Source organism: Dactylosporangium sp. CA-139066 (assembly GCF_050936175.1).
GTDB lineage: Bacteria > Actinomycetota > Actinomycetes > Mycobacteriales > Micromonosporaceae > Dactylosporangium.
On record NZ_JBNJNH010000001.1, the window covers coordinates 447217 to 469523 of the forward strand.

The following is a 22307-nucleotide window of genomic DNA, read 5'->3' on the forward strand; positions in this document are numbered from 1 at the left end:
CGTCAGGAGGTAAACCGGTTCGCTGGGTCGGCGGCGCCGGGCGGACTCAGGGTCACGAACGGGTCGCCCCGAGCGGCGTCGGGTGGGGCGGCGAGTGGTTTGCCCGGCAGCGTGACGCGTCGATGCGGGTGGCGGGCCGGTGTGCGGCATGATGTGCCGATGGGCAGGCACGAGCGGCGGCGGCGGACCGTGTGCGTGGTTCGCGATCCGCGGCGGGTCGCCCTTGCGCTTCGCCCGCTCCGAGCCGATCGTGCCGAACCGCGGGCCGGGTGGTGGGTGTGGCTGGTGCCGCTGTGCGGGCTCGTGCTGTGGCCGCTGGCGCCCGCCGCCGCCTTCCTGGTCGCCGTTGCGCTGGTGTTCGGGGTCGGGGGGCTCGTGCGGTACCGCATGGGCAGCGGGATCCGGCTCGAAGGGGACGCGGCGCGGGACTGGGTGCGCGCGGCCTCGCTGCTGCGGGAGATCCGGCGGGGGTGGCGGGGGCTGGGCGGGATGGCCGAGCCGGCGGACATCCGGCCGACACTGGCGCTGACCGGCTACCACCTGGCGAAGCTGATCAGCGCGCGGGCGCGCATGGCGGCGTACGCGCAGGAGCTGCGGGCCGCGCGGGCCGGGCTCGCGCCGGGGGAGCTGCGCGACGAGGCCGACGAGCGGGCCGAGGTGGCCGAGGAGCGGGCACGGGAGCTCGGGGCGCAGTTCGCCGCCCGGGTCGAGGCGCTCGGGCGGCTGGCCTCCTCGCTGCGCGGGCACGAGCGGGCCGAGCGGGTGCGGGCGCTGCTCGCCGCCGGGCCGCCGGCGGTGGAGGAGCCGGGGGCGGACCCGATCGCCGAGGTCGAGGGGCGGACGGCGGTCGTGCTGGCGGCCTACGAAGAACTGTCCGGGTTGCGACCGTCGCCGTCCGAAACGCGATCGTAGGGGCGGGGCGCGCGGCACTACGATTGGGGCCATGTCACCGGCCTTCGGGCTCGGGATCGACTTCGGTACGTCGAACACGGTCGCCCTGATGCGCTGGCCCGACGGGCGGGTCAGGCCGCTGCTGTTCGACGCCAACCCGTTGCTCCCGTCCGCCGTGTTCGCCCCGTCCAAGCCGGGGCCGGGATCGGCCGCGCCCGAGAGCCCGGGGGAGCTGGTCGTCGGCGGCGACGCGCTGCACCACGCGCGGTTCGACCCGGCGGGGCTCGAACCGAACCCGAAGCAGCACATCGACGAGCAGGCCATCCTGCTCGGGGCGCGCGAGGTCGCGGTCACCGAGCTCGTCGCCGCGGTGCTCCGGTTCGTGTACGCCGAGGCCCGGCGGGTCGCCGGCTCCGACGACTTCGCGGTGGCGCTCGCCCATCCGGCCGGGTGGGGGACCTCGCGGCGCGCGGTGCTCGCCGAGGCGGCGCGGCGGGCCGGGCTGGGCTCGGCGCGGCTCGTGCCCGAGCCGGTCGCGGCCGCCCACGCGTTCACCGCGGTGCTCGGGCAGCAGGTGCCGACCGGCAAGGCCCTCGTCGTGTACGACCTGGGCGCCGGGACGTTCGACGCCAGCGTGGTCGTGCGGCGCCCGGCCGGGTTCGAGGCGGTCGCCGTCGACGGGCTCACCGACGTCGGCGGGCTCGACATCGACGCGACGATCGTGCGGTGGCTCGGCGAGCGGTACTCGCCCAACGACCCCGAGCTGTGGAACCGGCTCGCCGACGCGCAGGACGCCGAGTCGCTGCGCCACCGGCGGATGCTGTGGCACGACGCCCGGGTGGCCAAGGAGATGCTGTCGCGGGCCCCGGCGGTGGTCCTGCAGATGCCGCCCCCGCTCAACGTCGACGCCCAGCTGACCCGCGACGAGTTCGAGGCGGCCGCGAAGCCGCTGCTCGAGCGGACCGTGTTCACCACCGCCGCGCTCATCCGCCAGGCCGGCGTCGCGCCCGACGACGTGGCCGGTGTGCTGCTCGTCGGCGGTGGCAGCCGCATCCCGCTCGTGGCGACGATGCTGCACCGGTCGCTCGGGATCGCGCCGACGATCACCGAGCAGCCCGAGATCGTGGTGGCGGAGGGGTGCCTGCTGTCGCTCTCGGCGGCGCCGGGGGACGGGGCGGGGGCGCCGGGGGAGGGGCCGCTGTGGCCGGCCGCCGCGGCGGCGGCCGCGCCGTACGCCTCGATGGCCGCCGCGCAGAGCCCGCCGGCGCCGATCTCGCCGAACGCCCCGGTCCCGCCGCCGAGTCCGATCGCCCCGAACCCCGTTGCCGCGAACCCGGTTGATTCGAACCCGGTTGCGGCGAGTATGGCCGCGCCGCCGGTGGATGGCGGTGGTCCGGCGTGGCCGGCGTGGCCCGAGGGCGGTCAGCCGGTGCCCGGGACGTCTGGAATGCCTGCCGAGCCGGTCTCCGGTATGCCCGGTGCGCCCGTGTCGAGCGTGCCCACCTCCGGTGCGCCGGCCCGCGAGGTCGGCAGTGCCCCGGTGTCGGGAGTGCCGGCGGCGCCGGTCTCCGGGGTGCCGGTGTCAGGGGCGCCCGGGGCCAGGGGGACGCTGTACCAGACGGGGCAGTTCCCGACCGTCACACCTCAGGCGCCGCCGCCGGTCAACCGGTACGTGCCGCCGCCGATGGCCGTGCCGTATGCGGCAGCTGTGCCGGTCTCGCCGGGGCCGCAGAGCCGGGTGATTCCGGTGTACGACGACGGGCGCTCCGGTGCGCCGGTGCGGCCCGCCAGCCCGGCCGGGCCGCCGTTGACCGACGGGCGGGGGCCGCGGCGGGAGCGGGGAAACCTGCTCAACGCGATCCTCGTCGTCGTGGCGCTCATCGCGCTCGCCGGGGCCGGCACGACCATCTATCTGGTGCAGCTGGACAAGAAGCCGGCGGCGACCAGCGAGACGCCGACACCGGACACGACGACCGGGGACGCGCCGAGCCAGGACGGCGGCGGGGCGGTGGGCGGCGACGACACCGCCACGGCGACGAGCACGACGACGCGGGCGCAGGCCACGACGCAGCGGGCCGAGACGATCACGATGCCGGATCTCAGCGGGCTGTACATCGACTACGCCAAGGAGCAGCTGCGCGACGCCGGGTTCGACGGGACGATCCGCACCCAGCAGCGCACGACGAGCGACGCGGACCAGGTCGGGCACGTGCTCGCGCAGGATCCCAAGGCGAACAAGCAGGTGGCCAAGAACGGGACGGTCACGCTGTGGGTCGGGGCGCTCGAGGCGAGCCCGAAGACGTCGGCGCCGCCCAAGTGCACGCCGGGGCCCGGCTGCCCGACCGCCTCGAGCGGCAACGGGGGCTGAGGGCCGGTTCTGTTCTTGGCACCACGGACGCCGGGATTCCTCGCGGGAGGAACGGTCGTGCGTTGCACGGACCCGAGCCATGGATACATCAAGGGTTTGAACCGGGTTGGCAGACTGGGGCCGCAACCGTCCACTGCGGACATTGAGGAGGCCGGCGGGATGTCGAACACCAACACGTACCTCGATCAGGTGGTCAAGCAGCAGGAGCGGCTCGAGGCCGACCTGCGTTCGAAGCGCAGCGCACCGCCGTCCGCGATGCCGCCGATGGCGCAGGCGGCGAGCGGCGGGGGCGGCGGCCGCGGCGGCGGCGTGGTGACGCAGCCGGCGCCGAACGCGGTCGAGGTGCGGGTGACCGGGTTCGGGCGGTGGAAGACCGTCCTGGTGCCGCCGAACGCGTTCGTCGTGCACACGCGGCGCGGGCGGGACGAGCCGCTGCACGTCGGGCTCGGCGTCTCGTTCCGGTACAACCCGGCGACCGACTCGTACCTCGTCGTGCCCGGCGCGATGCAGACGATCCTCATCAACGCGTACTGCATCTGCCGCGAGCTGCAGGGCGTGCTCGTGCAGGCCTACGTGCAGTGGATCATCCAGGACTTCTCCACGGCGTACCGGCGGCTGGACTTCGGCGACGCCGAGGACCCGATGCGGCTGGTCAACCTGCAGCTCAAGGAGCAGGCGGAGGCGGCCATCAAGGACAAGGTGTCCACGATGGGCGTGGCCGACGTGCTCAGCGACAAGCAGCCGATCATCGAGGAGCTCACGGCGCGGCTGCGCGCGGTCGCCGAGGGCTCCGGCAGCGCCGACGAGGGGCTGGGGCTGCGGATCGTGACGGTGCAGATCAAGGAGGCCGTCGTCAGCTCGTCGCGGCTGTGGGAGAACCTGCAGAAGCCGTACCGCTCGGAGCAGGGGCGCATCGCGCGGCTGGCCGAGCTGGCGGCCGAGGAGGCGGTGGCCGAGCGGGAGCTCGCCTCCGGGCGGCGGCGCGAGCAGCAGCGCATCGAGAGCGAGCGGGAGCTGGCCGAGCAGCGGGCGCGCAACGCGGCGCTGGAGTTCGACCGGGAGACGGCCGAGGCGCTGCGCCGCTCGCAGCGCGAGCAGGAGGACGCCCGCGCGCTCGCCGAGCTGCAGGACGCGACGAGCCGGCACGCGCTCGCCCTGGAGCGGGAGCGGGCGGCCGAGGAGGCCGAGATCGGGCGGCTGCGCATCGAGCGGGAGGCCGAGCTGACCCGGCTGGCCGCCGACGCCGAGATCGCGCTCGCCGCGGCCCGGTCGCAGGGTACGCACGAGCAGGCGCTGCTGGAGCTCGAGCGGGTCCGGCTGCGGGCCGGCATCGACAACGAGCAGTCGGCCGAGGCGCTGCAGGCGCGGCTCATCGAGCGGCTGCCGGCGATCGTGGAGAAGCTGCCGAAGCCGGCCGAGCTGCGCGCGGTGAACATCGGCGGGACGGACGGGACGAGCGTGGCGGGGCTGATCGCGGAGCTGACCACGGTGGTGAACGCGCTGCGGCGTACCGGCTGACCTTGCCGCCGCCGGGCACGTTTCCGGGCCGCGCCGCGGGCAATGGGACAGGTCATGCCAATGCCATCACTCGTGGCCGCGGCCCTGACCGGCACCCTGGTCCTCGCGCCGCTGGCCGCGCCCCCGCAGCAGTCGCAGCAGGACTCCGCGTTCATCACGGCCGCCGGCTACGGCGGCAACTTCGAGGTCGCCGGCGGCCAGCTGGCGCAGGCCCGGGGCGGTTCGCCGGCCGTGCGCGCCTTCGGGGCGCGGATGGTCACCGACCACACCCGGATCGACAACCAGCTCGCCGCGATCGCCACCAAGGCCGGCGGCGCGACCGTGCCGCACGGGCTCAACCCGTCGCAGCAGCACATCGTCACGAACTGGTCGCGGCTCAACGGGCAGGCGTTCGACTGCTCGTACGAGCCGGCCGCGTACCTCGACCACGTCGGCGCGATCGGGCTGTTCCAGGCCGAGGCCGCGCACGGCGACAACCCCGACCTGGTCACCTTCGCCCGGCAGACGCTGCCGACCCTGCAGGAGCACGAGCGGATGATCTCGGCCGCGCTGACCGGCCTCAACTGCAGCGTGGTCTGAACGCAACGGCCCGCCCGGGCATCCCGGGCGGGCCGCGTGTTCGTCAGGTCGTTAGGGCAGGACGTAGTTCTCGTTCAGGGCCGCGCCGCGGTCCGGCTTGTACTGGTCGAAGCCGCGGGGGTCGCACTGCAGGCCACCGTTGATGCAGTGGTCGGACAGCGCCTTGAGGGTCGGGGCGTCCCACGCGTTGTAGAAGTCGTAGTGGAACGAGTAGCCGCGGCCGCTGGAGAAGTGCACGTTGGCCATGTTGCCGGAGACCGGCCAGGCCATCTTGAACTCGATCATCGGCACGGCCACCGGGTGGTCCGGCGGGCAGACACCGACGACCGGGTAGGCCATGTGCGCCTTGTGGTCGGGGGAGTCCAGGTGCGTGCCGTCCCAGCAGCTCGGGGCCTGGAGACGGACGTTGAGCTGGCTGCCCGCCACGCAGTTGGCCGGGATGTCCCACTGCTTGGTGATGTCGCCGCACTCGAAGCCCTCGACGTGGCCGGGGTTGTTCTGGAAGTCGGCCATCGTCGCGGACGGGCTGCCCACGACGTAGCGCAGGCCGGCCGGGAACGGGCGGACGCTGCGGTAGTCGATCACGCCGCTCTTGTAGTAGATGACCTGGCGGCCGACCGGCTGCACGGCCTGGTCGCCGTTGAGCAGGGTGGGCATCCAGTAGGCGCTCTTGTCGCCCGGCGTGATGCACGCGGTGCCGCCGGCCTGCAGCGACGCGAGCGTGGTGTTGGCGTTCGTGGTCGTGTTGCCCATGAACGTGTGGAAGTGCGACGCGCCCGGCAGGCCGAAGAAGACGATCGGGTCGTCCTGCAGGTTGCTGCGGCTGACCGAGCAGTTCGCCTGGAACTCGTGGTGGGTCGTCGGCGGGTTGGTCGGGGGCGGGGTCGCCGTCGACGGCACCACGCCGGTGACCGGCGGGTTGGCCGGCACCCAGCCCGGGCCGTCGGTGGACGGCGGGGTGGTGGTGAACGCGCCGTACACCTTGAACTCGTACAGCGAGTAGCCGTAGCCGGTGCCGCGCTGCGTGCCGTACATGCGCACGTAGCGGCCGGTGCCGTTCACGTTGAGCGTCTGCGTGCCGCCGGTGGACGTCGTGGTGCTGTAGATGTCCGTCCAGGCGTTGCCGTCGGCCGAGGTCTGGATCTGGAAGGCCTTGGCGTAGGCCGCCTCCCACTGCAGCACCACCTGGGAGACCGTGGCGGTGGATCCCAGGTCGACCCGCAGCCACTGCGGGTCGCTCCACTGGCTGCTCCAGCGGGTGGAGTTGTTGCCGTCGAAGGCGGCCGCGGCCGGGGACTCGCCGAGCTCGGTCGACGAGGCGAGGGCCGGCCGGCCCTGTGACAGCAGCGTTGCGGTGGCCGCGTCGGCGTTCGTCAGCTGGATCGCGCCGACGACCATCGACGCGACGACCGCGGTGGTGATCCCGACCGGGATCACGATTCTTCTGAGCCGTCTCTTACTCAATGCAGCTCCCAGGGGTGTGGGCGGGTGCCGTTCGCCGGTGGCGGTCCGGCTGCGCGCTCTCGGAGAGCGCTCTCCAAATGGTGCGCCCGGTCGGTCGGTCCGTCAATACGTGCGCCGTGCCGGATCCGGCGTACCCGCACGAAACGGACGGAGAACAGGGGAATTTAAAGCGCGGATGGAGAGCGCTCTCCACTCCGAATGACACGTCCGATCGCCGCCAGACCCGGCCGCGGGCGCCGGCGAGGCTGTCGACATGAACGAACTGCATGGCAAGGTGGCCCTCGTGACCGGCGGCAGCCGGGGCATCGGGGCGGCGATCGCCCGGGCCCTCGCGGCCCGCGGCGCGGATGTGGCCATCACCTATGTGACCGGCGCGGACCGGGCCGCGGAGGTCGTCTGCGACATCAAGGAGCGGGGCCGGCGGGCCATCGCGATCGAGGCCGACGCGGCCGACCCGGCGGCGGTCGCGGCGGCCGTCGACGAGACGGCGGAGCTGCTCGGGCGCCTCGACATCCTCGTGAACAACGCCGGGTACTTCGCCGCGGGAGCGCTCTGCGAGCTCGGCGCGGACGAGTTCGACCGCATGGTCGCGGTCAACGTGCGAGGGCCCTACACGGCCGTGCGGGCGGCGCAGCGCCACCTCGGCGACGGCGGGCGGATCATCAGCATCGGCAGCCAGATCGCCGAGCGGGCACCGTTCCCGGGGCTGGCGCTGTACGCGCTGACGAAGACGGCGCTGGCCGGGCTGACCCGCGGGCTGGCGCGCGAGCTCGGGCCGAAGGGCATCACCGTCAACCTGGTCCATCCGGGGCCGACCGACACCGACGCCAACCGGGCGGACCGGCCGGAGTCGGCGGGGATGGCGGCGCTGACGGCGCTCGGCCGCTACGCGGAGGCCGGCGAGATCGCCGACGTGGTCGCGTTCCTGGCCTCGCCGGGCGCGGGGTACGTGACGGGGGCGACCGTCAACGCCGACGGGGGCTGGGCCGCGTAGGGGCCAGCCCGGTCGCGGTGATCCGGGTGCCGCCGGCCCGCGGGTCGTGGCCGTCCAGGGACCACAGGTCATGACCCGCGCCGGCCGTCACGTTCTGCGCCGCCAGCAGGCCCATCAGGATGCTGTCGGCCTGGCTGTTGTACCGGAACGCGCCGTACCGGCCGATGACCTGCAGGCCCCGGAGGCGGCGCAGGTGGCCGGCGATGACGCGCAGGTCGTCGCGGAAGCCGCGGCGGTACACCGGGCAGCTCTTCGGCACCCGCATCACCTCGCCGTCGATGATCTCGCCGGCCTCGGCCAGGCCCGTGCTCGCGAGCTCCCGCCGGGCGAGGGCGACGTAGCGCTCGTCGTCCCAGCGCCAGAAGTCGTCGCCGGGGTCGCACCAGTACTCCAGGGCCAGCACGGTCTCCCGCTCGCCGCGCTTGGTCGACGGCACCCAGTTGTCGAAGTTCGTGATGCGGCCGGCGCGCAGCTCGGGCCCCGGCACGTACAGCCAGGTGTCCGGGAACACCGACTCCGCGGTGGTGCGCAGGTACACCACGACGCTGTTGCGGAACGCCAGCCGCGCGGTGGCCGCGGCGACCTCCTCCGGCACGCCGGGCAGGCGGGCGGCGAGCGCGGTCAGCGGCATCGAGGACACCACGTGGTCGTGCTCGACGATCTCGGCGCTGTTGAGCTGCACGCCGGTGACCCGGTCGCCGTCGAGCACCAGGCGCGCGACCGGGGTGTCGAGGTGCACGCGGCCGCCCTGCTTCTCGACGTGCTCGCACATGCGGGCGTACACCTCGCCGGTGCCCTGCCGCGGGTGCGGGAACTCCCCGGCGTGCTCGGCGGGGTCGCCCAGGCGCTGCCTCGCCAGTTCGGCGTCGAGCTCCTCGGCGGGCCGGCCCCAGATCTTCTCGGCGTAGGCGGCGAGGCCGTGGCGGTACAGGCGCTCGCCGAACCGCGCGGTGGCCCACGACGCGAAGGTGCCGCCCGGGTCGCGGGGGCGGCCGGCGTACGAGGCCAGGCAGCGGGCGGCCTCGAGCGGGCCGAGGGCGGCCAGGGCCTCGCGGGGGCGGGGCGGGTAGTGGTACAGGCGGCCGTTGACCAGGACCCGGGAGTGCCGCCGCACCATCTCGTAGTCGCCGCCGATGACCTCCAGCCAGAGCTCGTTGACCCGTTGGTCGCTGCTGACGAAGCGGTGCGGCCCGATGTCGACGGTCTGGCCCCACAGCTCGATGGAGCGGGCCATGCCGCCGACGCCGCCCGACGCCTCGTACACGTCGACCTCGGCGCCCGCCTTGGCCAGGCAGTACGCGGCGGTCGCGCCCGCCGGCCCGGCCCCGATGACGGCGACCCGCGTCGCACCCTCGCTCATGCACCGAAGGTTATCGGCCGGCTACGTTGCGCCAGAGTTGCCGGCCGGCCGTTCGCCCGGACGTGGTACGTCCCGTTTTGGGGCCTTTGTTGGTAGCTGTTCGTATTCTCGTTGATACGCTCCGTGCGTGACGCTTTCGGTCTCGATCGTGATGCCGGTGTACAACATGGAGCGGCACGTCGGCCGCGCGCTGGAGGCACTGCTGGCCCTGCGCGTGCCCGACGGCCTGCGCGTGTCGCTGACGGTCGTCGACGACGCCTCGCCGGACGCCTCGATGGAGGTCGCCGGCGCGCTGCTGCGCGACGCGCCGTTCCCGGTGCAGGTGCTGCGCCACCCGGTGAACCTGGGCCGGGCCATGGCCCGCAACACCGGCCTGGCCTCGGCCGCCGGCGACTTCGTGTGGTTCGTCGACGGCGACGACCCCGTGCCGCCCGGCCAGCTCGAGGCGTTCGCGCCGGCGGCGACGCAGGACGTCGACATCGTCGTGGCCGACGCCACGGGGGCGGCGTGGAGCGCGGGCACCGGCGGCGTCTGGGCCGGGCCGGAGGCGGTCGAGCAGTTCCTGTTCCAGCGGATCCGGGCGCACCTGTCCAGCAAGCTCATCCGGCGCACGCTCTTCGACGGCCTGGAGTTCCCGCCGGGGCGGCCGCACGAGGACGTGGCGATCTGCGCGCGGCTGCTGCGCCGGGCCCGCGCGGTGGCGTTCGTGACCGTGCCCGGCTCGCCCGTCCCCGCGCCGCGGGGACCGCGGCCGGCCGTCGCGGGCTCCCCACGGGTGCTCGACCTCTACACCGGCGTGCTCGACGCGTGCGCCGTCCTGGCCGCCGAGCCGGGCCGCGCGTCGACGGCGGGGCTGCTGCACTTCCGGCTGCGGGCCGGGGCGATGTCGGTCGTCGAGGCGGCCGCGCGGGCGCGGGCGGGCGCGTCGGTGGTGCAGATCGTGCGGCGGGACCTGCGCCTGGCCGACGTCGCCGCGGCCGCGCGGCATCGGCTGTGGGCGGTCGCCGCGGGTGTGCTGCTGATCCTGGCCGTGCCCGGGTGGTACGCGCGCCTGCACCGCCTGCGGCGATAGCCGTCTGAGCCGTAACTGTCTGGCGATGGCTGTCTAGAGGCGTTCGGGGACGCGGAGGCCGGCGTCGCGGTGGGCGGTCTCGATGACGCCGGCGTACGAGGCGATCATCCGCGTGTGGCTGAACCGCTCCCGGCCGGCCAGCAGGCGGGGCGCGAACTCGTCGCGGCGCTCGACGGCCTCCGCCCACGCGGCGGCGATCGCGTCCGGCTCCGGTGGCGTGATGAGCCCGTGCCCGGCCACGATGCGCACGGTGTCGCCGACGTCGGTCGACACCGGCACCGCGCCGCACATCGCGCCCTCGATGAGGCACAGCGGGGCGGCCTCGCCGCTGACCGAGGTCAGCGCGACGACGTCGGTGGCGGCGTAGACCGCCTCCATGTCGCGGCGGATGCCCAGCAGGTGCAGCCGGTTGAGGTAGCGCGGCTCGTCGTCGAACAGGTCGTTGAGCAGCCCGCACAGCTCCGGGTTGGCCGTCGTCATGCCGGCGCCGCAGACGAGCACGTGGCCGTGCGGCGCGCGCTCCAGATAGCGGCGGGCGGCGGCGAGGAACAGCGGGACGTTCTTCATCGGGTCGTAGCGCGCGGCGAGCGTGACCACCTCGGCCCGGGCCGGCACCCCCAGCGCGCGGCGCAGCGCGGCCCGGCGCCGGCCGGTGACCGGTTGGAAGCGGGTCAGGTCGACGCCGTTGGGGATCACCTTGAGCAGCCCGGACGGGATGCCGGCGGCGGCGTAGGCGTCGCGGGTCGACTCGGCGCAGCAGACGGCGGCGGCGACGCGGCCGTCGGCGACCGCGGTGCGGAAGTCCGCGAGGGCGCTGCCCTGGTTCTGCGGGTCGGAGCGGTGCAGGCACACGACGACCGGCTTGCGCGGGAACCCGGGCAGGTTGACCAGCCGCAGCGGCTGTTCCTTGAGCGACAGCACGATGTCGGCCCGCTCGGCGTGGGCGAAGGCGGCCGCGGCCTCGGCGGCGGTGAACGTGCGGCGGGCGGCCGTGTCGCCGCCGACGCGCCGGACGAGGGAGCGGACCTCGACGCCGGCGGCGCTGAGCGCGCGGTAGCCGGCGTCGTCCTGCATGCGCTGCAGGATCGTCTCGCGGCGCATGGCGCTGTAGATGCTCAGCACCGAGTGGTGCTGCCCGCCCCCGGTGTGCAGGCCGGCCACGACCGATGTGTGCAGGGCCCGGGCGCCGCCCGAGAAGAAGCCCTCATAGATCGACATCACGCGCAGGTGGCTCATCACGGGCAAATCATGACCCGCCCTGGTCGTTCTGTCCTGCCGAAACGGCGTTTCTGCGGTGAACTGTGCGTTTCGGGGAAATCACGAGATGGGAACCGGTGTCGCGCGATGCGCCGGGTTTCGTCCGGCTTGACCGAACATGTACATCAGTCGAACGCCGGCCGAACCTGGCGGTCCATAGTGGACGGCGGCGCCGCCTCCTCCTCCAATTGGTGTACGACGGTGTCGGGCTGCCCGGGTGGGAAAACGCTCCGCGCCGTGGATAGCTTGGCCGGCATGGGGAACGCGCACCGCTGCGGCAAGCACGTCGTCCTGGCCAACCCGTCCGCCGCCATCCCGGTGTGGATGGAGTGCGCCGTGCACCGCTTCACGCCGATGCAGGTGTCGCGGCGCTTCTCGGACATCGTGCTGCTCGAGTTCACGCACGAGGAGACGCTGCACCTCGGCTGGATCGTCGAGCACGGGATGCTGTTCTAGCCGCATCGAACGGGACCTGCCGCAAACCGCAAACGGTCCGCCGCGCGGGGCGCGCCGGGCCGGCGGCGCGCCGGCCCGGACGGCGCATGGCCCGCCGGCCGTCGTGGGACGCGAGCGAGCCGGTCGCGGCCGGGCACCTGCCGGTCCAGCGGGATGCTGCTGTAACCGGCCGGCGGGAGTGCTGTTCTGACCGGCCAGGTGGCTGGGTCTAGTCGGCCAGGTAGCCGGGGTACAGCAGCGCGAGCTCGTTCGGGTACGCGGCGATCAGGCGCAGCTCGTCGTCGGTCAGCGGCCGCCCCGTCGCGGCGTTGCACAGCTGCACGAGCCGGAACGTCAGCGACTCGTCGGTGACCTCGGCGCCGAGGTCGTCCATGACGTGGCGGAAGCCGGCCAGCCCGCCGTACTCGCCGGTCAGCACGATCCGGCCGGCCCGCTCGTGCCGCTCGGCCGGGAACGGGCCGAGCACGTCCTCGTCGTAGAGCTCGTAGTTGCGGTGGTCCTTCAGCGCCCCGTCGGCGTGGATGCCCGACTCGTGCGCGAACGCGTTGGGGCCGACGCCCGGCTGGTTGTTCGGCAGCGGCTGGCCGAACGCGTACGCCGCCCAGCGGGCGAAGCGGCGCGCCCACGACAGGTCCAGCGGGTCGCCGATCTCGGCGTCGCCCGGCACCCCGAAGCCGTGGCGCAGGGCCAGGATGCACGAGACGAGGTCGGCGTTGCCGGAGCGCTCGCCGATGCCGTTGACGCACGTGTTGATCCAGGCGTCCTGCCCGGCGGCGAGGTCGCCGAACGCCCCGGCGAGCGAGTTGGCCACGGCCATGCCGAGGTCGTTGTGGCAGTGCGTCTCGATCGGCATGCCGGTCGCGCCGGCCAGCTTCGCGAAGCGCTCGCCGATGCGGCCGGGGGTGTCGCCGCCGATCGTGTCGCAGTAGCGCAGCCGGTCGGCCCCGGCCTCGCGGGCGGCGAGCGCGAACTCGGTCAGGAACCCCTCGTCGGTGCGGGAGCCGTCCTCGGCGTTGACGCCGACGGTCTGCGCGCCGGCGTCCTTGGCCGCCCGCACGGCCGCGGTCATCTCGCGGATCAGCGCGCCCCGGTCGAGCCGGCCGCGGAACTTGTTCTGCAGCATCTGGTCCGATGTGGAGATCGACAGGTTGTAGTGGCGCAGCCCGAGGCCCGCCGACGCCTCGACGTCGGCGGCGACCGCGCGGCACCAGCCGGACAGGCGCAGGCCGCCGAACGCGCCGGCGCGCTCCAGGGCGGTCTGGGCCCGCACGTACGGCACCTCGTGGAACAGGAACGGGAAGCCGATCTCGGACTGCGCGACGCCGAGCCGGCCGAGATAGAAGTTCACCATCGTCTTGCCGAACTTGGACAGCCCGGTCCGGGCCGTCTGCACCCCGTCCCGGTTCGTGACGTCGAGGAAGTGGATGCGCGGCTTGCTTGCGGTCGACATGGATCCAGATTGACGATGTGGACGAGAAGGTGTCAATGTTGACTGAAATCAACGTTGATGAGGGGGTTCCGATGGCTGCGGCCTGGATTGGTGCGGACGAGGCCGCGCGGCGGCTCGGGGTCAAGCCCGCGACGCTGTACTCCTACGTCAGCCGCGGCGTGCTGATCCGCCGCAAGACCGACGACGGCCGGAGCGTCTTCGACCCCCGCGACGTCGACCGGGTCGCACAGCACGGCCGGCCGCGCCGCTCACCGGGCGGCACCGAGCTCGTCATCGAGTCGTCCGTGACGATGCTCGGCGACGACCGACATTACTACCGCGGGCGCGACGCCATCGCCCTGGCCGACCGCTGGAGCCTCGAACAGGTCGCGGTGTTCCTGTGGACCGGCCAGGAGCCCGAACCGGAAGACGCCGAGCCCTGGGCATCGGCGCCGGACGCCGTCATGGCGGCACAGTCCGCGCAGCGCAGCCTGTCCGGCGACGTCCTGCCGCTGGAGCGGCTGCACCTCATCGTGAGCGCGCTCGCCGTCGCCGACCGGGTGCGGCTCAACCTCGAACCGGCCGCCGTGGTGCTCGTCGGCCAGGGGCTCATCAGCGGAATGGTGGACGCATTGCCGCCCTACGGCGCCGAGGGCAATGTCCACGAGCGGCTGTGGCAGAAGCTCGGCGGCTACGGGGCCGACCCGCGCCTGGCCGACGTGCTGCGCTTCGCCATGGTGCTGCTCGCCGACCACGAGCTGGCCGCGTCGACGCTCGCCGTGCGGGTGGGCGCCTCGGTGCGGGCCGACCCGTACGCGGTCGTCAGCGCCGGCCTGGGCGTGGTCTCCGGTGCGCTGCACGGCGGCGCCTCGCTCGGCGTCGAGGCGATGCTCTCCGAGATCGACCGGGCGTCACGGGCGCCGGCCCTGATCGGCGAGCGGCTGCGGCGCGGGGAGCGGATCCCGGGCTTCGGCCACGCCGTGTACCGCTCCGGTGACGCGCGCGGCGACGCCCTGCTCGAGCGGGTGCGGCGGGCCGTGCCGGAGCACCCGCGCCTGGCCGTCGCCGAGGCGATCCTCGACGAGGCGCGGCGGCGCCGGCTGCCGGCCGTCAACGTGGACTTCGCCCTCGGGCTGCTCACCCACCTGGCCGGGATGCCGCGCGGGGCCGGCGAGGCCGTCTTCGCCGTCGCGCGGACCGTGGGCTGGCTGGCGCACGCCATGGAGGAGTACGCCCGCCCGACCCGCCTGCGCCTGCGCGCCGCCTACACGGGACCCCTCGAATGATGCACATGCGCCTATGATCGTGCCCTCGGGAGCGGGGGACGGCCATGCGGCAACAGCGACGTTGGACCTTGGCGACCGTGCTGTGCGCGGTCGCGGCGATCCTGGCCGGTGGCACGATCCTGGCCGCCTACAACCCCTGGCGGCTGGTGCACTTGCGCCCCTTCGGCTCGCCGTCGGCGGTGACCGCGGCGCTGTTCGTCGCGCCGCTGTTCATCGGCATCGCGGTGTGGCTCGTCGTGCGCGACTGGGTCGCCCGCGGCATCGTCGCCGCCGCCGCGCTGCTGCTCGCCGCCGCGCTGTGCGTCGGCGGGGTGCAAGTCTCGGCCGTCTACGGGCTGTCCACCGACGGGGCGCCGCGCAGCACCACGGTGCTCGCCGTCTCGCCCGGCGGCGGCTTCGAGGTCGTCGACCTGCAGTACGACGCCGGCTTCACCTACGTCCGCGACGTGCTGCGGATCCGCTCCCGCGCCGGGCTGCGCAGCCGCGAGTCGGCGCAGGCGCTCGCGTGCTTCGGCCGCCCGGTCGAGCAGCAGGCGGAGCCGGCGGACGTCCTGCGCTCGGCGCGGTTCCTCGACGACGGCACGGTCGAGGTCGTCACCGGCGACGGCGGCGCGTGGACGACGCAGTTCGATCCGCACACCATGCTCGCCGCGGCCACCCTCCAGCGCGGCTGCAGCGGCTGACTCGGCAGGGGCCGTGCCGCGACCCCGGGGCCGATACAGTCGGTAGGTGACCACGGACAACCCGTTCTCCGCCAACCCGTTCTCCGCGCCGAGCGAACTGCCGTACGAGCTGCCGCCGTTCGACCGCATCGAGGTCGAGCACTATCTGCCGGCGTTCGAGCGGGGCATGGCGCAGCAGCGCGACGAGGTCGCGGCGATCGCCGCCGACCCTGAGCCGCCGACCTTCGACAACACGCTCGTGGCGCTGGAGCGCTCCGGGCGCATCCTGCAGCGCGTCTCCGCCGCGTTCTTCACCGTCACCAGCGCCGACACCAACCCGCGGCTGCAGGAGATCGAGGCCGAGGTCGTGCCGAAGCTGTCGGCGCACAATGACGCCATCATGCTCGACCCCGGGCTGTACCGGCGGATCCGCGAGCTCTACGAGCGCCGCGACACCCTCGGGCTCGATCCGGAGTCCGCGTGGCTGCTTGAGCGCTACCACACCGACTTCGTGCGGGCCGGCGCCGAGCTCTCGCCGGCCCAGCACGGGCGGCTGCGCGAGATCAACGCCGAGCTGGCCGCCCTCGCCACCGACTTCGGCAACCTCGTGCGCGACGAGATGAAGGCCAGCGCCGTCGTCGTCGACACCGAGGCCGAGCTCGACGGGCTGTCCGCCGACGCGATCGCCGCCGCCGCGGTCGCCGGGCGCGACCGCGGGCTCGACGGCAAGTTCGTGCTCAACCTGGTCCTGCCCACCGCCCAGGCGCCGCTGGCCGCCCTGCGCGACCGGGCGCTGCGCGAGCGGCTGCACACCGCGTCGGTCACCCGCGGCTCCCGCGGCGACGCCAACGACACCACCGGGCTCGTGCTGCGCATCGTGCGGCTGCGGGCCGAGCGCGCCCGGCTGCTCGGCTACGAGCACCACGCCGCCTACAACATCGCCGACAACACCGCCCGCTCCGTCACCGCCGTCGAGGAGATGCTCGCCAAGCTCGTCCCGGCCGCGACCGCGAACGCCGCCGCCGAGGCCGACGACCTGCAGGCCGTGATCGGCGACGAGTTCGCGCTGCAGCCGTGGGACTGGGCGTACTACACCGAGCGCATCCGCCGCGAGCGCTACGCGATCGACGAGACCGAGCTGCGGCCGTACTTCGAGCTGGAGCGCGTCCTGCGCGACGGCGTCTTCTACGCCGCCGGCCGCCTCTACGGGCTGCGCTTCGAGGAGCGGCCGCAGCTGCGCGCGTACCACCCCGACGCCCGCGTCTTCGAGGTCTTCGACCGCGACGGCGCTCCGCTCGGCCTCTTCGTCGGCGACTTCTTCACCCGCGAGTCCAAGCGCGGCGGCGCGTGGGCCAACGCCCTCGTCGCGCAGTCGCGGCTGTTCGGCACCGCGCCGGTCGCGGTCAACAACCTCAACATCAACCGGGCCCCGGACGGCGAGCCGACGCTGCTCACCCTCGACGAGGTCCGCACGCTCTTCCACGAGTTCGGGCACGCCCTGCACACCCTGTTCTCGCAGGTGTACTTCCCGAAGTTCGCCGGCACCCGGGTGCCCCGCGACTTCGTCGAGTACCCCTCGCAGGTCAACGAGGTGTGGATGCTGTGGCCCGAGGTCCTCGAGCACTACGCGCTGCACCACCGCACCGGCGAGCGGCTGCCGCAGGAGATCGTCGACCGGCTCCAGGCCGCCGAGCAGTTCAACGAGGGGTTCGCCACGACGGAGTACCTGGCGGCGACCCTGCTCGACCTCGCCTGGCACACCCTGAGCGTCGAGGAGGCCGAAGCGGTCGACGACGTCGTGGCCTTCGAGGCGGCGGCGCTGGCCAAGGCCGGGGTCGCGACGCCGTTCGTGCCGCCGCGGTACCGCACCACCTACTTCGCCCACATCTTCAGCGGCGCCGCGTACAGCGCCGCCTACTACTCGTACATCTGGAGCGAGGTCCTCGACGCCGACACCGTCGACTGGCTGACCGAGCGCGGAGGGCTGAACCGCGACAGCGGCGACGCGTTCCGCGACAAGCTGCTGGCCAGGGGCGGCAGCGCCGACTCGATGGAGGTCTACCGCACGTTCCGTGGCCGCGACCCGCGGATCGAGCCGCTGCTCAAGCGTCGCGGCCTGACCGGCGCGGCGACGTCGTGACCGTCCGTAACATTCCTTAGTTTTTGTTAAAGCCCGGATTTACCCGGGGATCCCGCCTTTCGGTACGGGCGCCACGTTCGTAAGCTGTCGCGGTGCGTGGCGCCACCCCCCAGGAAAAACCGAGGCGCAGGCGCGCCGCTGCACGCCGTCTGCACATCGGCAGAATGGCGCTGCTCGCGGTGGTCAGCCTGGTCGCCTCGTTGATCAGTGTCGGTGTGTCGTGGGCGATCTTCCCGGAGCAGCCCGAGGCGGTCGCCGACGACACGAACTTCGACGCGGCCAAGTTCTACGAGACCAACGCCCGGGCCAACGCCGCGCGCGGCGCCGCGCAGGCCGCGCTGCCGGGCGCCGCGCTGGCGCCCAAGCCGGTCGCCGGGCTGACCCAGGCGCAGACCAACAACGCGTTCATCGTGGTCGAGGTGGCCCGGCAGATGAACCTGCCGGAGCGGGCGATGGTCGTCGCGATCGCCACCGCGCTGCAGGAGACGTACCTCAAGAACCTGGCCAACCCGAAGGTGCCGGCGTCGATGAAGCTGCCCCACGAGGGCACCGGCACCAACTACGACTCGGTCGGGATCTTCCAGCAGCGGGTCAGCATCTGGGGCACACCGGAGCAGCTTATGGACCCGGCGTTCGCGTCGGCGAAGTTCTACACCAAGCTGACCAAGGTCAGCGGGTGGCAGAACATGAGCGTCACCAACGCCGCCCAGGCCGTCCAGCGCAGCGCGTTCGCCAGCGCGTACGCCAAACACGCCACCAACGCCCAGAAGATCGTCGACGCGCTGACCGCCGCCGGCGGCTGACCCCTCGCCCAGCACCCCGCGCCTCGGCGCTTTGCGGGACTGGTCCAACCAGTTGATGAGTGGCACACTGCCGGCATGGAGTTCGTGCCGGCGAGCCGCAGTTCGGTGTCCGACCACGTGTTCGCGCAGGTCCGCGACGCGATCCTGGCGGGGGCGTACGCGCCGGAATCGGCGCTGCCCAGCGAGCGCGAGCTCGCCGCCGTGTTCGAGGTCAACCGGCACGCGGTCCGCGAGGCACTGCGCCGCCTGCAGCAGCTCGGCCTGGTCCGGGTCGCCCAGGGCGGCGCCACCCGGGTGCTCGACTGGCGCCGCCACGCCGGCCTGGACCTCGCGATGGCCCTCACCGCCGACGCCGACGTGCTGCCCCTGGCCACCCTGGTGCGGGACATGCTCGAGATGCGGGCCTGCCTCGGCGCCGACGCCGCCCGGCGGTGCGCCGAACGGGCCACCCCCGAGGCCCGCGCGGCCGTCCTCGCCGCCGTCGAGCACTATGCCGCCGCCGGCCCCGACCTGGACCGCCTCGGCGAGGCAAACCTGGCGCTGTGGCGGGAGATCATCCTCGGCGCCGGCAACGTGGCGTACCTGCTCGCCTTCAACAGCCTCGTCGGCGGCGCGCTCGCCGTCGGGCGGGTGCCGGCCGGGCGGCGCACCGCCGAACTCGTCGACGTCGCCGGGCACCGCCGCCTCGGCGAGCACATCGCGGCCGGTGACCCCGCCGCCGCCGAGGCCCAGGCCCGGGCCCTGCTCAACGCCCCCATCACACACCCCCGTGAGAGGCAGATCGACGCATGATCCCCGCCGTCCTGTACGCCGTGCCGGCGTTCCTGCTGCTGATCGTGCTGGAGTCGGTGTCGTACCGCTTCCTGCCCGACGACGAGGAGCGCGGCTACGAGGTCCGCGACACCGCCACCAGCCTGTCGATGGGCCTGGGCAGCCAGATCATCGGCGTGCCCTGGAAGATCCTCGTCGCCGTCGCGTTCGCCGGCCTGTACGTGCTCACGCCGCTGCGGATGGACCCGCACAGCCCGTGGACGTGGCTCGTGCTGTTCTTCGCCGACGACCTGGCGTACTACTGGTTCCACCGCCTGCACCACGAGGTGCGCCTGCTGTGGGCCGGGCACGTGGTCCACCACTCCAGCGTGTTCTTCAACCTGTCCACGGCCCTGCGCCAGAGCTGGACGCCGATGACCGGCACGCCGTTCTGGCTGTTCCTGCCGCTGCTGGGCATCCCGCCGTGGATGGTGTTCCTGCAGCAGTCGATCAGCCTGGCGTACCAGTTCTTCCTGCACAGCGAGCGGGTCGGGCGGCTGTGGCGGCCGATCGAGTGGTTCTTCAACACCCCGTCGCACCACCGCGTGCACCACGGGGCGAACGAGGAGTACCTGGACCGCAACTACGGCGGCATCCTGATCATCTGGGACCGGATCTTCGGCTCGTTCGAGCCGGAGCGGGCCCGGGTGCGCTACGGCCTGACGAAGAACATCGCCACCTACAACCCGCTGCGGGTGGCCACCCACGAGTACGCGGCGATCTGGTCCGACGTGCGCGGCGCGACCCGCCGGCGCGACGCCCTGCGCTTCGTGTTCGGCCGGCCCGGCTGGCGGCCGTCGCCCGGACCGGCACCGGCCGCCGCATGAGGCGCGCGGCCCTGGCCCTGTTCGGCGTCGCCGCCGTCGCCGAACTGGCCGCCGTGGCGGCCGGCGTCACGCCGCTGCAGTGGGCCGCCAAGCCGCTGCTCGCCCCGCTGCTCATCTGGTACCTCGCGGGGCGGCGCGACCTGGTCACGGCCGGGCTGGTGTTCGCGACCGCGGGCGACGTGGTGCTGCTCATTCCCGGCCGGTTGCCGTTCCTCGCCGGCATGGCCTGCTTCCTCGGCACGCAGGTGTGCCTGCTGATCGCGTTCGTGCGGGCCGGCCGGCCCAGGGTGGCCGCGGTCGCCGGCTACGCGGTGCTGTGGGCCGGGCTGAACGCGCTGCTCTGGGGGCACCTCGGGGCGCTGCGCGGGCCGATCCTGGGGTACAGCATGGCGTTGGCGGCGATGGCGTGCGCGGCGACCGGCGTGTCCGCGCGGGTCGGGCTCGGCGGGGCGCTGTTCCTCGGCTCCGACCTGCTCATCGGGGCGGGCGCGGCGGGGATGGACTTCCCCGGCCGGGACGTGGTGGTGATGGCCACCTACGCCGCGGCGCTCGCGCTCATCGCGACCGGCTGGGCCGCGGTCCGGCCGCCTGCTCCGGCGGCGGTTGCGGTGCGGCCGGCCGGGCCAGGTGCCAGCGGTGGGCCAGCAGCGTAGCGATCAGGGCGCCCGCCGCGCTCATCGCGACCGGCTGGGCCGCGGTCCGGCCGCCTGCTCCGGCGGCGGTTGCGGTGCCGCCGGCCGGGCCAGGTGCCAGCGGCGGGCCAGCAGCGTAGCGATCAGGGCGCCCGCGGCGTTGACGATGACGTCGTCGAGGGCGGTGACGCGGCCGAGGTCCAGGACGTACTGCAGCGTCTCCAGCACGGCCGAGGAGAGTGCGGCCAGGCCGGTCACCGCCCAGACGCCGAGCCGCCAGCGCATCGGGGCGAAGACCCCGAACGCGGCGAACACCGCCAGGTTGCCGCCCATCTGGATGACCGCGTCGCGCGGGTCGTTGAGCAGCACGCCCTCAAGGCCGCGGACCGGGTTGAGGTTGATCCGCCGCGGCGCCGACGTCGGAATGAGGATCAGCACGACCCACGGTGCCGTGCCGGCGATGGTGCCGTACAGCCCCAGCCGCCGCCGGTCGATCGCCATCCCGCGACCGTAGCGGACGGTCTCAGTGCGCGTGGGCCGGAACGTTGGCGCGCAGGTGGTCGCTCAGCACCGTGATCTCGTCGCCGGGGACGTAGTCGAAGCGGATGCGCACCTCGGCGCCGGTGAGCACCTCGACCGGCTCGGCCAGCGGCACCACCAGGTAGTTCATCGTCCAGTCGACGCTGCCGGGCGGGTCGTAGGTGAGCGCGAGGAGGTTCTTCGTCACCAGCCGCACCGCGTTGACCAGCGCCGGCCGCTCCGCCACGAACGTCAGGTCGGCGGTGCACCGCGGCGGCAGCGGTTCGGAGTAGAAGAACTGCTGGAAGACCTGCGGCGGCGCGGCCTCGACGGTGCGCGGCTGGATGCTCTCGGGCAACTGGAACACCGGCGCCGGGACCGTGTAGCCGAAGTAGGTGAAGTCCTGCTCGACCGGCTGCGCGGCCTGCACGCACGCCTCCGGCAGGAACCGGGGCAGCGGCCCGCCGATGTGGCGCAGGTAGCGGCGCTTGAAGGCGTTGATCACCTCGACCTGCCGCTCGCGCAGCATCCCGACGTGCAGCATCTCGCACATCACGACGTCGACCGGCTCCTCGGGCAGGTAGTCGCGGGCGTCGGCGTGCAGGATGCGCACCGCGTCGCCGGTCGCCGCCCGCAGCGCGTCGCGGGCGGTGGCGAACACTCGCGGCTCGCGCTCGATCGCCGTCACGATGCCGCCCTGGCGGGCCGCGAAGAAGCTCAGCACCCCGGTGCCGGCGCCGAGGTCGAGCACCCGCATCCCCGGCGTCACGACCTGCGCGACGGCCTCGGCGAACGCGCTCATCCGCCGGTCGTCGGCGAGCAGCAGCGCCTGGTACTGCAGCGGGATCACGTCGGCCGGGAACCCCGTGTGCTCCGCGTCGATGCGGTCCATGCGGCAAAGGGTAGTCGTCTCGTCGCGCAGCGTGCATGGTTTCCATCTTCTCGGTGCACCCCGCGTCGCTCGTCGCCGCCCACGTTGCTCAATGCGACCCGCGTTGCTCGGTGTCGGCCCGCGTTGTGTTGGGCGGTCCGTGTTGTTCGGTGCGGGCCGCGTTGTGTTGGGCGGTCCGTGTTGTTCGGTGCGGGCCGCGTTGTGTTGGGCGGTCCGTGTTGCTTGGTGCGGGCCGCGTTGTGTTGGGCGGTCCGTGTTGTTCGGTGCGGGCCGCGTTGTGCTGGGCGGTCCGTGTTGCTTGGTTGGGGCCGCGTTGTGCTGGGCGGTCCGTGTTGCTTGGTGCGGGCC

At 73.5% G+C, this 22307-nt stretch carries 20 protein-coding genes; 14 read left to right on the forward strand and 6 right to left on the reverse strand.

Annotated elements, in window-relative coordinates:
- Positions 1 to 159: 159 nt before the first annotated feature.
- From ACQEVU_RS02120 to ACQEVU_RS02135, 4 genes are all read left to right on the forward strand, one after another.
- Positions 160 to 912 (forward strand): hypothetical protein, encoded by a 753-nt coding sequence (locus ACQEVU_RS02120; RefSeq protein WP_433319668.1) that lies wholly within the window; start codon positions 160 to 162, stop codon positions 910 to 912.
- 31 nt (positions 913 to 943) lie between these two features.
- On the forward strand, positions 944 to 3259 hold the full coding sequence (locus tag ACQEVU_RS02125) for an Hsp70 family protein (RefSeq protein WP_433319670.1): 2316 nt from the start codon (positions 944 to 946) through the stop codon (positions 3257 to 3259).
- A gap of 159 nt (positions 3260 to 3418) precedes the next feature.
- Complete coding sequence (locus ACQEVU_RS02130; RefSeq protein ID WP_433319673.1) at positions 3419 to 4777, forward strand: SPFH domain-containing protein; 1359 nt, start codon at positions 3419 to 3421, stop codon at positions 4775 to 4777.
- A gap of 60 nt (positions 4778 to 4837) precedes the next feature.
- Positions 4838 to 5356 (forward strand): DUF4142 domain-containing protein, encoded by a 519-nt coding sequence (locus ACQEVU_RS02135; RefSeq protein ID WP_433319676.1) that lies wholly within the window; start codon positions 4838 to 4840, stop codon positions 5354 to 5356.
- A 51-nt stretch (positions 5357 to 5407) separates the two neighbouring features.
- On the opposite strand, the gene ACQEVU_RS02140 is transcribed toward ACQEVU_RS02135, so the two are convergent.
- Positions 5408 to 6754 (reverse strand): DUF1996 domain-containing protein, encoded by a 1347-nt coding sequence (locus ACQEVU_RS02140; protein ID WP_433334750.1) that lies wholly within the window; start codon positions 6752 to 6754, stop codon positions 5408 to 5410.
- Positions 6755 to 7073: 319 nt separating this feature from the next.
- Between ACQEVU_RS02140 and ACQEVU_RS02145 the strand changes: the two genes are divergently transcribed.
- A complete protein-coding gene (locus tag ACQEVU_RS02145; RefSeq protein WP_433319679.1) occupies positions 7074 to 7814 on the forward strand; it encodes an SDR family oxidoreductase in 741 nt (246 codons plus the stop codon).
- Here the strand turns inward: ACQEVU_RS02145 and ACQEVU_RS02150 are convergent.
- Complete coding sequence (locus tag ACQEVU_RS02150; RefSeq protein ID WP_433319682.1) at positions 7786 to 9174, reverse strand: FAD-dependent oxidoreductase; 1389 nt, start codon at positions 9172 to 9174, stop codon at positions 7786 to 7788. The two genes, ACQEVU_RS02145 and ACQEVU_RS02150, sit on opposite strands and share 29 nt — an antisense overlap.
- A gap of 127 nt (positions 9175 to 9301) precedes the next feature.
- Between ACQEVU_RS02150 and ACQEVU_RS02155 the strand changes: the two genes are divergently transcribed.
- The gene (locus ACQEVU_RS02155; protein ID WP_433319685.1) at positions 9302 to 10246 is read left to right on the forward strand and encodes a glycosyltransferase family 2 protein; all 945 of its coding nucleotides are present in this window, start codon (positions 9302 to 9304) and stop codon (positions 10244 to 10246) included.
- Between the two features lie 33 nt (positions 10247 to 10279).
- Here ACQEVU_RS02155 and ACQEVU_RS02160 read toward each other — a convergent pair whose 3' ends face one another.
- Entirely contained in the window at positions 10280 to 11482 is a 1203-nt protein-coding gene (locus ACQEVU_RS02160) for a glycosyltransferase (RefSeq protein ID WP_433334752.1), read from the reverse strand.
- A gap of 276 nt (positions 11483 to 11758) precedes the next feature.
- Between ACQEVU_RS02160 and ACQEVU_RS02165 the strand changes: the two genes are divergently transcribed.
- A complete protein-coding gene (locus tag ACQEVU_RS02165; protein WP_433319687.1) occupies positions 11759 to 11959 on the forward strand; it encodes a hypothetical protein in 201 nt (66 codons plus the stop codon).
- A gap of 208 nt (positions 11960 to 12167) precedes the next feature.
- Here ACQEVU_RS02165 and ACQEVU_RS02170 read toward each other — a convergent pair whose 3' ends face one another.
- Entirely contained in the window at positions 12168 to 13409 is a 1242-nt protein-coding gene (locus ACQEVU_RS02170) for a homocitrate synthase/isopropylmalate synthase family protein (RefSeq protein WP_433319690.1), read from the reverse strand.
- Positions 13410 to 13480: 71 nt separating this feature from the next.
- Here ACQEVU_RS02170 and ACQEVU_RS02175 point away from each other — a divergent pair, with 71 nt between their 5' ends.
- The 7 genes from ACQEVU_RS02175 to ACQEVU_RS02205 all read left to right on the forward strand — a co-directional run bounded on the left by ACQEVU_RS02175 (position 13481) and on the right by ACQEVU_RS02205 (position 20569).
- Positions 13481 to 14674 carry a citrate/2-methylcitrate synthase gene (locus tag ACQEVU_RS02175; protein WP_433319693.1) on the forward strand — a complete coding sequence of 398 codons (1194 nt, stop codon included), beginning with the start codon at positions 13481 to 13483 and terminating at the stop codon, positions 14672 to 14674.
- A 68-nt stretch (positions 14675 to 14742) separates the two neighbouring features.
- Positions 14743 to 15357 (forward strand): hypothetical protein, encoded by a 615-nt coding sequence (locus tag ACQEVU_RS02180; protein WP_433319696.1) that lies wholly within the window; start codon positions 14743 to 14745, stop codon positions 15355 to 15357.
- 46 nt (positions 15358 to 15403) lie between these two features.
- Positions 15404 to 17476, forward strand: coding sequence for a M3 family metallopeptidase (locus ACQEVU_RS02185; protein WP_433319699.1), 2073 nt, complete (start codon positions 15404 to 15406; stop codon positions 17474 to 17476).
- A gap of 164 nt (positions 17477 to 17640) precedes the next feature.
- On the forward strand, positions 17641 to 18279 hold the full coding sequence (locus ACQEVU_RS02190) for a hypothetical protein (protein WP_433319702.1): 639 nt from the start codon (positions 17641 to 17643) through the stop codon (positions 18277 to 18279).
- Between the two features lie 75 nt (positions 18280 to 18354).
- Positions 18355 to 19071: a FadR/GntR family transcriptional regulator gene (locus ACQEVU_RS02195; protein WP_433319705.1), complete on the forward strand. Its 717-nt coding sequence runs from the start codon at positions 18355 to 18357 to the stop codon at positions 19069 to 19071.
- Positions 19068 to 19916: a sterol desaturase family protein gene (locus ACQEVU_RS02200; protein ID WP_433319707.1), complete on the forward strand. Its 849-nt coding sequence runs from the start codon at positions 19068 to 19070 to the stop codon at positions 19914 to 19916. Before ACQEVU_RS02195 ends, ACQEVU_RS02200 begins: the two co-directional genes overlap by 4 nt.
- A complete protein-coding gene (locus tag ACQEVU_RS02205) occupies positions 19913 to 20569 on the forward strand; it encodes a lysoplasmalogenase family protein (protein WP_433319710.1) in 657 nt (218 codons plus the stop codon). The genes ACQEVU_RS02200 and ACQEVU_RS02205 overlap by 4 nt, the downstream gene beginning before the upstream one ends.
- A 21-nt stretch (positions 20570 to 20590) precedes the next feature.
- Here ACQEVU_RS02205 and ACQEVU_RS02210 read toward each other — a convergent pair whose 3' ends face one another.
- Both ACQEVU_RS02210 and ACQEVU_RS02215 read right to left on the reverse strand, forming a co-directional pair.
- A complete protein-coding gene (locus ACQEVU_RS02210; RefSeq protein ID WP_433319713.1) occupies positions 20591 to 21049 on the reverse strand; it encodes a VanZ family protein in 459 nt (152 codons plus the stop codon).
- Positions 21050 to 21071: 22 nt separating this feature from the next.
- The gene (locus tag ACQEVU_RS02215; RefSeq protein WP_433319716.1) at positions 21072 to 21959 is read right to left on the reverse strand and encodes a methyltransferase domain-containing protein; all 888 of its coding nucleotides are present in this window, start codon (positions 21957 to 21959) and stop codon (positions 21072 to 21074) included.
- Positions 21960 to 22307: the final 348 nt, after the last annotated feature.

Bases quoted from the DNA above. Each gene is read 5' to 3' on its own strand.
- ACQEVU_RS02190 (WP_433319702.1), top strand. From the start codon at position 17,641: ATGGCGCTGCTCGCGGTGGTCAGCCTGGTCGCCTCGTTGATCAGTGTC.
- ACQEVU_RS02210 (WP_433319713.1), bottom strand. From the start codon at position 21,049: ATGGCGATCGACCGGCGGCGGCTGGGGCTGTACGGCACCATCGCCGGC.
- ACQEVU_RS02200 (WP_433319707.1), top strand. From the start codon at position 19,068: ATGATCCCCGCCGTCCTGTACGCCGTGCCGGCGTTCCTGCTGCTGATC.
- ACQEVU_RS02215 (WP_433319716.1), bottom strand. From the start codon at position 21,959: ATGGACCGCATCGACGCGGAGCACACGGGGTTCCCGGCCGACGTGATC.
- ACQEVU_RS02170 (WP_433319690.1), bottom strand. From the start codon at position 13,409: ATGTCGACCGCAAGCAAGCCGCGCATCCACTTCCTCGACGTCACGAAC.
- ACQEVU_RS02140 (WP_433334750.1), bottom strand. From the start codon at position 6,754: ATGGTCGTCGGCGCGATCCAGCTGACGAACGCCGACGCGGCCACCGCA.
- ACQEVU_RS02195 (WP_433319705.1), top strand. From the start codon at position 18,355: ATGGAGTTCGTGCCGGCGAGCCGCAGTTCGGTGTCCGACCACGTGTTC.
- ACQEVU_RS02150 (WP_433319682.1), bottom strand. From the start codon at position 9,174: ATGAGCGAGGGTGCGACGCGGGTCGCCGTCATCGGGGCCGGGCCGGCG.
- ACQEVU_RS02175 (WP_433319693.1), top strand. From the start codon at position 13,481: ATGGCTGCGGCCTGGATTGGTGCGGACGAGGCCGCGCGGCGGCTCGGG.
- ACQEVU_RS02205 (WP_433319710.1), top strand. From the start codon at position 19,913: ATGAGGCGCGCGGCCCTGGCCCTGTTCGGCGTCGCCGCCGTCGCCGAA.
- ACQEVU_RS02125 (WP_433319670.1), top strand. From the start codon at position 944: ATGTCACCGGCCTTCGGGCTCGGGATCGACTTCGGTACGTCGAACACG.
- ACQEVU_RS02130 (WP_433319673.1), top strand. From the start codon at position 3,419: ATGTCGAACACCAACACGTACCTCGATCAGGTGGTCAAGCAGCAGGAG.
- ACQEVU_RS02135 (WP_433319676.1), top strand. From the start codon at position 4,838: ATGCCATCACTCGTGGCCGCGGCCCTGACCGGCACCCTGGTCCTCGCG.
- ACQEVU_RS02165 (WP_433319687.1), top strand. From the start codon at position 11,759: ATGGGGAACGCGCACCGCTGCGGCAAGCACGTCGTCCTGGCCAACCCG.
- ACQEVU_RS02120 (WP_433319668.1), top strand. From the start codon at position 160: ATGGGCAGGCACGAGCGGCGGCGGCGGACCGTGTGCGTGGTTCGCGAT.
- ACQEVU_RS02145 (WP_433319679.1), top strand. From the start codon at position 7,074: ATGAACGAACTGCATGGCAAGGTGGCCCTCGTGACCGGCGGCAGCCGG.
- ACQEVU_RS02160 (WP_433334752.1), bottom strand. From the start codon at position 11,482: ATGAGCCACCTGCGCGTGATGTCGATCTATGAGGGCTTCTTCTCGGGC.